Source organism: Archangium sp., assembly GCF_036389735.1.
Lineage (GTDB): Bacteria > Myxococcota > Myxococcia > Myxococcales > Myxococcaceae > Archangium.
This window is the reverse complement of the sequence record NZ_DASVWK010000032.1, coordinates 1-10,049: the sequence shown is the minus strand read 5'-3', so window position 1 is coordinate 10,049 and position 10,049 is coordinate 1. Positions and strand designations below refer to the sequence as shown.

Below are 10,049 nucleotides of genomic sequence, written 5' to 3'. Positions count from 1 at the left end.
CGAGGCCGGCGCCATCGTCCTCAACCACGCCACCGTCCGCGGCCTCCTCCTCGAGGACAACCGCGCCCGCGGCGCCACCGTCGTCGATGACCTCACCGGTCAGCAGCTCTCCGTCCGCGCCCGCGTCCTCGTCAACGCCACCGGGCCCTGGAGCGATGAGATCCGCCGGCTCGATTCGAAGAACGGTGCCAGCCCCAGCGTCCGCGGTTCCAAGGGCGTCCACATCTCCATCCCTCGCGAGCGGCTGCCCGTCGACTCCGCCCTCACCCTGCTGTCCCCCGTCGACGGCCGGGTCATGTTCATCCTCCCCGCCCACACCCACACCATCATCGGCACCACCGAGACCACCACCCAGGCCCACCCCTCCGAGGTGCGCGCCAGCGTCTCCGACCTCGACTACCTCCTGGCCTCCGCCAACGGCTTCTTCCCCGACGTCCACCTCACCCGCGAGGACGTCGTCTGCGCCTGGGCCGGTATCCGCCCCCTCGTCGCCAGTGGCTATGCCGGCTCCGATGGCGCCAACAGCGCCAGCCGCGAGCACGCCATCCACACCAGCCCCACCGGCGTCCTCACCATCTCCGGCGGCAAGCTCACCACCTACCGCGTCATGGCCCGCGACATGGTCGACGCCGTCCAGGACGTCCTCGTCGTCCCCCACACCAAGACGCTCACCGACTCGCTCCCGCTTCCCGGCGGCGACATCCCCTCGTTCGACGCAGAGCTCTCCGCCGCCCGCGCCGAGGTCGCCCGCGAGGACACCGCCCTCCACCTCGTGCGCTGCTACGGCGGCCGCTGGCGCCAGGTGTGGGCCCTCACCCGTGAGCAGCCCCACCTCGCCGAGCCCCTCGTCCCCGGCCTTCCCTACATCCGGGCCGAGGCCGTCCACGGCGTCACCCACGAACTCGTCCACACCCTGTCCGACCTGCTCGTCCGTCGCCTCAAGGTGGCCTTCGAGACGAGAGATCTCGGTCGCTCCGCCGCGCGCCTCGCCGCCTCCGACATCGCCCCCCTCCTCGGGTGGAACCCCGACACCGTCGAGCGCCAGCTCGCCGACTACTCGCGCGACGTGGAGCGTCTGTTCTCCGTCGATTCCACCTCGCGCTGACGTCCACCACCCCGCACCCGCACGGCTCCTTCCGGCGTCCGGGCGCTCGTCCTCCCTACCGCCGAGCAAGCAGACGGCCTACCGTGTGTCATCGGGGAATGGCTATTGGGGCCACACGTTGGCTCTCTCCATTCCTCGGCCCGGTACCGCCACGGCGGTGCGATCCCCTCCGACGGGGTGAAGGAGACGTGACACATGAGGCGATTGGTACTGTTGGGCCTGCTCGGCCTGGGCGTGAGCGCCTGCAAGCCGGAGGAAATCACCCCCCCCGTCGTGGAGGAGCAGGCACTGTGCCCGGATCTCGTCATGCCGTTCAGCGGCGACGCCCACGGGGCCGAGCTCTCCACCTCCACCTCGGCGCTCAGCTCCGCCCCGGCCACTGACGGCCTCCAACGCGTGCTGGTGCGCTTCCGCAAGCCGGGCGTCCTGAACCTCGCCGCCTCCGCCGCCGTGCCCCGCCAGCGCGAGGACAAGGTGCGCCAGCTCGGCGCCCGGGTGAAGTACCACTGGCCCGAGTCCGACACGATGGCCCTCTCCCTCTCCTCCGAGGAGCTGGCCCGGCTCTCCCAGGACCCCGAGGTGCTCTCCATCTCCGAGGACCGCAAGGTGTACGCGCTCGGCACCTCGGCCCTCGCGCCCGTGGCCACCCTGTTCGAGGAGCCCGTGCTGGGCACTCGCCGGCCCCTCAACACCCAGGCCAGCCCCAGCGAGTACACCTGGGCCCTGCGCATGGTGCAGGCCGACAAGGTGTGGGACCTCGATGGCAATGGCGTCATCGAGCCCGGGGCCATCACCGGCCAGGGCATCAAGGTGTGTGTCATCGACAGCGGTATCGATCCCGAGCACCCGGAGATCATGGCCGCGTACGGTGGCGGCTGGGACTACGTCGACAAGGACAACTCGCCGATGGACCGCGACGAGAACGGGTGGGGCGGAGGCCATGGCACCCACGTTGCGGGCACCATCGTCGCCCAGCCCGGCTCCGGCGCCACGGTGGACCCCAACGACAAGAAGCTGAGCCCCCAGGGCATGGTGGGCGTGGCCCCCGGCGCCACCCTCCTCGTGGCCCGCGTGCTCGACAAGAAGGGCGAGGGCAACACCTCGGACGTCATCGCCGCGATCAAGTGGTGCAGGGACCAGGGCGCGAAGATCGCCTCGCTCTCGCTGGGCTCGTCCAGTGAGAACCCGGAGGAGAGGACCGCCTTCGAGGAGGTCTGGGCCGGCGGCATGCTCACCGTCGCCGCCAGCGGCAACGGCGGAGAGATCGCCACCCCGGAGACGAAGACCTATCCGGCCGCCTACGAGACCGTGATCGCGGTGGGCTCGGTGACCGACGAGGAGAAGCGCTCCACCTTCTCCCAGGGCGGGCCCTTCTTGAGCCTGGTGGCCCCCGGTGAGCCCGTGTACTCCACCTATCCCCGTGGCCAGTCGCCCTTCGCGGAGCTGGTGGCCGGCGGCGCCTTCCTCCCGTCGAGCGCCCCCCTGTACGCTCCGACCTCCGGTGGGTACGAGGGCAAGCTCATCGACTGCGGCCTGGGCACGGGCCTGCGCTCCTGCCCCGGCGCCACCTGCGAGGGGTTCGTCGCCTACGTGGACCGCGGGGAGATCACCTTCGCCGAGAAGGTGAAGAACGTGAGGTCGCAGGGTGCCCACGCCGTCATCATCGGCAACAACGACCCCAAGGATGATGAGGTGCTCGGCTTCACCCTCGGCTCGCGCAGCAGCCACTGGCCTCCGGTGACCGCGGTGCCCACCACCGCCATTCCCACCGTCCGCGCCCAGCTCGGCTCCAACGTGAAGCTGACCCTCAAGGGCAGCGACTACGCCTTCAGCTCCGGCACCTCCATGGCCACGCCCCATGTGGCCGGTGTGGCCGCGCTGGTGTGGAGCGCCCGCCCCACCCTCACCAACGCCCAGGTGCGCAGCATCCTCGAGCGCTCCGCCAAGCGCCTCGGCGACCCGAACGACCCGGTCACGTCCGCCGACCAGGACATCGCCTTCGGCTGGGGCCTCGTGCAGGCCAAGGCGGCGGTGGACCTCGCCCTCAGCGAGAGCTCGCAGTAGCCGCTGGCGAGGCGAGCAGGCACGCGCCGAAACGCGCCTCGACGCGTGCCACCGCCTCGATGCTCGGGTCCATGCAGGCTTCCACCGTCGCCACGGACATGAGCCCGTCTCCCCACGTCTCCTCGGCCGAGAAGGCCGGGGGGGCCGAGCGCGGCATCAGGCCGAGCGCCACGAACAGCACCGCCGCCACCGCGCCCAGCGCCATCAGCCCTCGTGGCACCCACGGGCTCCGGCGGGGCACGGGCGCTCGCAGCCGGGCCTCCAGCGCGCCGTAGCTCAGCGCCGGCCGCGAGGGCATGCGCCTGGCCCGCTGCGCCATCCACCCGCGCTCCAGCCTCTGCCACGCCAGCGCGCGCGTGCACGTGGCACACAGGGCCGCATGGGCTCGCACGCGCTCGGCGTCCTCCGCGGACAGCTCTCCGGCCAGCAGCGCGTCCAGCTCCGACTCGCGGCACGGGGGATTGTGCGACGGACTCATGGACGGCCTCCATTGCCCACATGGGCGGCGAGCCGCTCGCGCAGCTGCAGCCGGGCCCGGTGGATTTCGTTCTTCACCTTGGGCAGCGACCAGCCCATCACCTGGGCGATCTCCTCGTACGGCAGCCCGTGGTCGAGCCGCAGCAGCAGCGCCGCCCGCCGCTCCTCGCGCAGCTCCCCGAGCGCCTTCGCCAGCAGTCCCTCCAGCTCGCGGTCCAGCAGCAGGTCCTCCGGCGTGGGCGAGGGCAGCACCGACTCCAGCAGCGGCTCGCTCTCCTCGGAGGCGATGTCCAGGTGCGTGGCCCGGCCCCGGCGCGACTCCAGGTAGACGTGGCGGGCAATCCCCAGCAGCCACGAGGCCAGCCGCGCCTCGTCGCGCAGCGCCCCGAGCTTGCCGTGCGCGCGCACGAAGGTCTCCTGGGTGGCCTCGTCCGCGGCGGCGTCGTCCCGGAAGAGATCCCTCATGAAGCGCCAGACGGCGGGGGAGTGCCGCTCGAAGAGGGCGCGGAAGGCGACCGGATCCCCCCGCCGCGCGCGCGACAGCAGCCGGTGCTCGTCATCCTCCGCGGAGGACGCGTCGCCAGCGAGGGTCAGTCGGACCGCGAAGAGGTGGGCCACGCGCCTGGGTGACATGAAGCGACCGGAAGTTTCACCGCTCCTTCTCTTTCCTGCTGGTTCGTTGCGTTCAACCCGCCTGCCCGCCCCTGGAGCCGCCGAGGAAGCTCGGCGCCGACCCCCTCCGGGTGTGTGCCTTCGAGAACAATTCCCACCTTTCGCCACGGGGAGGGGATGACGAGGAGGACGGCATGCGGAGAGCCATCTGGATGGCGCTGGCCTTGGGGACTGCCCCTCTGGTGGCCCTGGCGCAGCAGAACACGGGAGCCCAGGCTCCCGCCACACAGCAGCCGGCGGGCAGCCCGTCCGGCGCGGCCAGCATCGATCGCGGGCAGGACACGAACGCCATCGATGCGGCGGGAGCGCCCGGACAGCAGTCGGCCGGGACGGTGGGAACAGCCCAGGGGCAGCCGGCCACGGGAGGCGCGGGGACGGGTGGTGGCGGCGCGGGTGGGGGCGGAGTTGGCGCGGGTGGTGGGGGCATGGGCGGGATGACCGGTGGCGGCGCGGGCATGACCGGTGGCCAGACGGGCACGGGCGCGGCTGGCGCGGATACCGCGGGCCCGACCTATCGCGGAACCAGTGACGAGATTCCTCCGCCCGCTGACCGTGCTGGCGGTGGGACCGGAGGCGCGGGGCAGGGTGGGGGCGGTGGCGGCACGGCGGGCGGAGACGTCGGCGCTGGCGGTACGGGTGGTGCCGGTGCACAGGGAGCCGGCGGAAGCGGCGCTGGCGGTGGTGGCGGGAGTGGTGGCGGGCAGGCCTCGGCGCAGGTGCCCATGAGCGGCGATGCGATGCAGCGGGAGATCACCTTCCTGCGCGAGCGCGTGACTCGCCTGGAGCGGCTGGTGGGAGACCAGGGACGGGGCACGGGTGGCGGGGGCACGGGCGGCGGCGACACGGGTGGCGGAGGCACGGGTGGCGGAGGCACGGGTGGCGGGGGCACGACGGACACGTCGAACATCCGTGCGGAGGGGCCCATCGCCGTGGCCACCGTGACGTTCGATGGCACGGTGCGCGCCGTCTCCTCCAATCGCATCCAGGTCGTCGATCCCGAGGACGGCAGCGTCTACAACCTGCGCATCGGCCGGGGGACGCGGGTGGTCGATGACGGGAAGGCCATCAACCCGAGGCAGCTGTCCGAGGGGGCCGCGGTGCGTACCTCGCTCGAGTACATCGATGGCGAGGAGCACGCGCGGGCCATCGTCGTCATCGACGAGCAGCCGCAGCCGAGACAGCAGCAGCAGCGGCAACCGCAACCGCGCCCCGAGGGCATGGGGCCCGGGCAACGGATGATGTTGCCGCAGGCTCCCCCGGCCCAGGGAGAGCAGCCCGGCCCGTCGACCCGATAAGGCTCGGACGCGCTCCAGCAGCGGCACGGACTCGAGGAGGGGCTCGTGGGCACCACCCACGGCTCCTCCCGTTCCTTTTTGCTCGAAGGCTCGGAGAGCAGCCGGCAGGGCCGCCCCTCTCATCTCACGCCGCCCCGGCCCCACGCCGGTTGCCGGTGGACGTCCGCCGCCCAACGTTCTACCGGAAGAAGGGAGCGCGGCGTCGATGAGGAAACGGACCTGGGTGGAGCTGAGCATCGCGGTGTTGGGCCTGTGCCTCGTGTGCGGCGCCGTTCAGGACGTGGCGCAGTCCCAGGACACCGGCTCCGAACCCTCCGGTCTCTCCACGGGAACGACCGGGACGGGGCAGGGGACGAGCGTCGAGGCCGCGCAGCGGCGGGAACTCTCCCTGCTGCGCGCGGAGGTGGAGCGGCTCCAGCAGGAGAACGCGCGGATGCGGGAGCAGCTCGCCAGGACGGGACTCCCCGCGCAGGGCGGGACGGGTGCTGGAACCGGGGGCGCTGGGAACGTGGGTATCGGAGACCCGAACGCCGAGGCTCCAGCGGGACAGGTGGGGCTCGGGGACGCCGCGGGCGAGGGCGTGGGCGGCGGGGGGCGTGCCGGTGGGGCGCAGGCCGCTCGGCCGGATACCGGCAACGAAGGCATCGCCGCCGTCAACGTCATCTACACGGGCCGGGTGCGCTCGGTGTCTCAGCAGCAGCTCGTCCTCGAGGTCGAGGGCATCTCCAATTCCTTGGCCCTCGCGCATGACGTCCGCGTCTTCCGCGGCCGGGAGCAGCTGTCCCTCAAGAATCTCCGTGAGGGCACCGTCGTGCGTGCTTCCGCCGACCTCTACACTCGCGGGAATCCCGTGACGCGGATTGAAGTCCTGCCCCCGTCCTCGCGGAAGACTCCCGAGGAGTGAGGGGACGCCTGGTGATGGGAGCTACTCCGGCAGCTTGATGCCCGAGAGCCGCTGGAACAGCTCCACCGCGAACCCGTCCGTCATCCCGGACACGTAGTCCGTCACGCACAGCAGCCGCTCGTAGGGATTGAGCCGCTCGATGGCCTTGTCCCGGTCCTCCTGGTACGGCCCGGGGCGCTGGAAGAACTCGAGCGGCAGCAACTGCCGCAGCTTCTTCTCCTCACGGTTCGGCGTGTCCGCCAGGACCGCGGGCGCGAACATGTCCAGCAGGCCCCCCAGCGTCCGGAAGCCCGCGGCTTCGATCTGAAGCACGCGCTCGTTCCAGTACCCCTTCTCCTGGGTGATCTTCGTGATGCGCTTGAGCTTCTCGCCCGCCTCCGGCCGTGACGACACCAGCGACTCCTCGAAGCTCCCCGCCTCCATCGCCTTCACGTTCTCCGCGAACGCCGTCACGCACTCCTGGATGAGCGCGAACACCGCTCCCGCCCGGGCCCGCCCCAGCCGCGACTCCCAGTCCACCTTGTCCTTCAGGGGCCGGAAGTTCTTCTGCAACTCCGCCACCTCCTCCATCAAGGTGCAGACGTCCTCCATCGGGATGAGGCCCAGCTTCCCCGAGTCCTCCAGGTCGATGATGGCGTAGCAGATGTCGTCCGCCGCCTCGACGAGGAAGGCCAGCGGGTGGCGGCTGAAGACGTACGGCTCCCGCTCCACCAGCCCGAGCTTGCGGTACACCTCGCGCGCCAGCTGCGCGTCGTCCTGGAAGAACCCGAACTTCTTCTCCGAGATGGGGCCCTTCTTCGTGCGCTGCCGGCCCGGGAGCACCGAGGGCGTCGGGTACTTGCTCATCGCCCCCACCGTCGCCACGGTGTAGCGCAGCCCGCCGTCCCGGTTTCTCGACTGCAAGCGATTGAGGATGCGGAAGCCCTGCGCGTTGCCCTCGAAGCGCGCCAGGTCCTGCCACTGCGCCTCGGTGGCGAAGGGGTGCCGCGCGTCCGTCTTCTCCCCGGGCTCGAAGCGCGGGAAGCTCCGCTCCACCCAGTGCTGGATGGCCGCCTCTCCCGAGTGCCCGAAGGGCGGGTTGCCGATGTCGTGCGCCAGGCACGCCGCCGCCACGATGGTGCCCAGCCGGGGCGCATCCACCTCCACGTCCTGCACCAGCAGGCCGCGCCCCGCGAGCTGCCCCAGCGAGCGCCCCACGCACGAGGCCTCGATGCTGTGCGTCAGGCGCGTGCGCGTGTAGTCGCTCGTCGACAGCGGGAACACCTGCGTCTTGTCGTGCAGGCTCCGGAAGGCGCTGGAGAAGACGATGCGGTCGTAGTCCTTGTCGAACTCGGTCCGCTCGTCCGGGGTGTCCAGGGGGGCCCGGTCCTGCCTGTCCCCGACCCGGTGGAAGGAGAGGAGCTGACGCCACCGGTTGGTTCGTTCCTGGTTCACGGGTACCTCGCGCTGCGCGGTGGGGGAGCCCGCCATCCTGCGTCCGGGTCTGACAAGGGCAAGTTCCCCCACTCCCCGTGCTCCGCCCGTGCCCCCTGGCGATACAGTCAGAGTGGGTTTTTTACGCTCCCCTTGAATTCCGAGAAAGCAAGTGGTTGCTTGGTGCCTCCCCCGCCCAGGAGGCACCATGAAGTCCCTGTTCCGCTCCGTGTTGTTCGCCGCACCGCTCGTCGCGCTGCTCAATCCCGCCAGCGCCTCGGCCCAGACGAAGGTGCTCTTCGAGGCCATGCACGCGCAGACGGCGGGCAACGCGGACTGGGTGATGGATGAGGACTCCTGTGGCGTGGCCCAGCGCTACCCCACCCCCGCGCAGAGCGGCATCACCGCCACCACGCCCGAGACGTACTGGGGCGGCGCCTACTCCGCCTTCGGCGTGGCCCTGGCGAAGAAGGGCTTCGCGGTGGAGAGCCTGCCCACCGGCAGCCGCATCACCTATGGGGACACCACCAACGCGCAGGACCTCAAGAACTACAAGGTCTTCATCCTCCCCGAGCCCAACACCCGCTACACCACCGCGGAGCGCTCGGCCATCCAGGCCTTCGTGAAGAACGGTGGCGGCCTGTTCATGATCGCCGACCACTGGAACTCGGACCGCAACAACGACACCTGGGACTCGCCGGAGATCATGAACGACCTGATGGTTGGCGTCTCCTGGGGCATCCACTTCCAGGTGGATCCCGAGGCGAACAACTGGTTCAACGACAACCCGAACTCGAAGTACACCTCGGACACCAGCTCGCCCATCATCTATACGGGCCCCTATGGCAAGGCCACGGTGGGCAAGGGCCTGGGCCTGTTCGGCTCCACGTCGATGACGCTCAACCCCACGGCCAACCCCAACGCCAAGGGGCACGTGTGGATGACGACGGGCACCGCAGGCTCCAACACGCAGGTGACGTTCGCCACCTCCACGGATGGCACGGGGCGCATCGCGGCCATCGGTGACTCCTCGCCCTCCGAGGACGCGACCAACGGCTGCGGCCACGCCACCCACAACGGCTGGGAGAACACCACCTACGACAACGCCCTCATCCACCTCAACGCGGTGGCCTGGCTGGCGGGCGCGGGCGGCACCGGCGGCGGCACCACGGACACCACCGCGCCCACCGCGCCGAGCAACTTGAGCGCCTCGGCGGCCTCCGCCAGCCAGGTGAACCTGGCCTGGACGGGCTCCACCGACAACGTGGGCGTGGCCAGCTACAACGTCTACCGCAGCCCCGACAACGCCACCTTCTCGCCCGTGGCGAGCGTCAGCGGCACGAGCCACGCGGACACGGGCCTGGCCGCCAGCACCACCTATTACTACCGCGTGACGGCTGATGACGCGGCCAACAACGAGTCCGCCAGCAGCAACACCGCCTCGGCCACCACGACGACCGCCACCTCTCCGGCCCGGGTCATCATCAACGAGATCCTCGCCAACGAGCCCCTCTCCGACGTCACCAAGGAGTTCGTCGAGCTGGTGAACGTGGGTGGCTCCTCCATCGACATCAGCGGCTGGAGCATCTGGGACAGCACCGCCAGGCGGCACACCTTCGCCACGGGCACGGTGCTCGGCGCGGGCAAGGCCCTGGTGGTGTTCGGTTCCTCGGCCGGCGTTCCCACGGGGCTCACCAACGCCGTGGGCGCCTCCACGGGGGCGCTGGGTCTGGCCAACAGCGGCGACACCGTCACGGTGAAGAACGCGGGCAGCACCAACGTGGACACGTACACCTACTCGAGCACGCTGTCCGGCACCGACGGCGTGTCCGCCAACCGCAGCCCCGATGTCAGCACCGGCGGCTTCGTGCTGCACACGTCCGTCTCGACGCTGGGCTCCTCTCCGGGCACCCGCGCCAGCGGCGCCGCCTTCTGAGCCACCCGTAACGGTTCTTCGTTGAAAGGGACGGGCCGCTCTTCCGGAAGGAGGGGCGGCCTTTCTCATGTCCCCCCGGTTTGGGGCACTTCCGCCACCCGTGCCAGAATGGGCCGGGTCTCGCCCCCTTCCATTCACCCGGAGTTCCTCGGTGAAGTGTACCGCCCTGCTGCCCGTGCTGTG

Annotated in this window: 8 protein-coding genes; 5 read left to right on the top strand and 3 right to left on the bottom strand. The window is 70.8% G+C overall.

What is annotated here, in order from left to right; all coding sequences use genetic code 11:
• Positions 1 to 1,105: glycerol-3-phosphate dehydrogenase/oxidase (locus tag VF794_RS01075; RefSeq protein ID WP_331106824.1), on the top strand; the 1,105-nt coding region annotated here is incomplete at its 5' end.
• 195 nt (positions 1,106 to 1,300) lie between these two features.
• A complete protein-coding gene (locus VF794_RS01070) occupies positions 1,301 to 3,169 on the top strand; it encodes a S8 family serine peptidase (RefSeq protein WP_331106822.1) in 1,869 nt (622 codons plus the stop codon).
• Here the strand turns inward: VF794_RS01070 and VF794_RS01065 are convergent.
• Positions 3,150 to 3,647 carry an anti-sigma factor family protein gene (locus tag VF794_RS01065; RefSeq protein ID WP_331106820.1) on the bottom strand — a complete coding sequence of 166 codons (498 nt, stop codon included), beginning with the start codon at positions 3,645 to 3,647 and terminating at the stop codon, positions 3,150 to 3,152. The two genes, VF794_RS01070 and VF794_RS01065, sit on opposite strands and share 20 nt — an antisense overlap.
• Positions 3,644 to 4,264 (bottom strand): RNA polymerase sigma factor, encoded by a 621-nt coding sequence (locus VF794_RS01060; protein ID WP_414640854.1) that lies wholly within the window; start codon positions 4,262 to 4,264, stop codon positions 3,644 to 3,646. Before VF794_RS01060 ends, VF794_RS01065 begins: the two co-directional genes overlap by 4 nt.
• 188 nt (positions 4,265 to 4,452) lie before the next feature.
• Between VF794_RS01060 and VF794_RS01055 the strand changes: the two genes are divergently transcribed.
• The gene (locus tag VF794_RS01055) at positions 4,453 to 5,613 is read left to right on the top strand and encodes a hypothetical protein (RefSeq protein WP_331106816.1); all 1,161 of its coding nucleotides are present in this window, start codon (positions 4,453 to 4,455) and stop codon (positions 5,611 to 5,613) included.
• 205 nt (positions 5,614 to 5,818) lie between these two features.
• Positions 5,819 to 6,517, top strand: coding sequence for a hypothetical protein (locus VF794_RS01050; RefSeq protein WP_331106814.1), 699 nt, complete (start codon positions 5,819 to 5,821; stop codon positions 6,515 to 6,517).
• A gap of 21 nt (positions 6,518 to 6,538) precedes the next feature.
• Here VF794_RS01050 and dgt read toward each other — a convergent pair whose 3' ends face one another.
• A complete protein-coding gene (dgt, locus tag VF794_RS01045; RefSeq protein WP_331106812.1) occupies positions 6,539 to 7,951 on the bottom strand; it encodes a dGTP triphosphohydrolase in 1,413 nt (470 codons plus the stop codon).
• A 187-nt stretch (positions 7,952 to 8,138) separates the two neighbouring features.
• Between dgt and VF794_RS01040 the strand changes: the two genes are divergently transcribed.
• Positions 8,139 to 9,866: a lamin tail domain-containing protein gene (locus tag VF794_RS01040; protein WP_331106810.1), complete on the top strand. Its 1,728-nt coding sequence runs from the start codon at positions 8,139 to 8,141 to the stop codon at positions 9,864 to 9,866.
• Positions 9,867 to 10,049: the final 183 nt, after the last annotated feature.

Bases quoted from the DNA above. Each gene is read 5' to 3' on its own strand.
- VF794_RS01070 (WP_331106822.1), top strand. From the start codon at position 1,301: ATGAGGCGATTGGTACTGTTGGGCCTGCTCGGCCTGGGCGTGAGCGCC.
- VF794_RS01065 (WP_331106820.1), bottom strand. From the start codon at position 3,647: ATGAGTCCGTCGCACAATCCCCCGTGCCGCGAGTCGGAGCTGGACGCG.
- VF794_RS01055 (WP_331106816.1), top strand. From the start codon at position 4,453: ATGCGGAGAGCCATCTGGATGGCGCTGGCCTTGGGGACTGCCCCTCTG.
- VF794_RS01050 (WP_331106814.1), top strand. From the start codon at position 5,819: ATGAGGAAACGGACCTGGGTGGAGCTGAGCATCGCGGTGTTGGGCCTG.
- VF794_RS01040 (WP_331106810.1), top strand. From the start codon at position 8,139: ATGAAGTCCCTGTTCCGCTCCGTGTTGTTCGCCGCACCGCTCGTCGCG.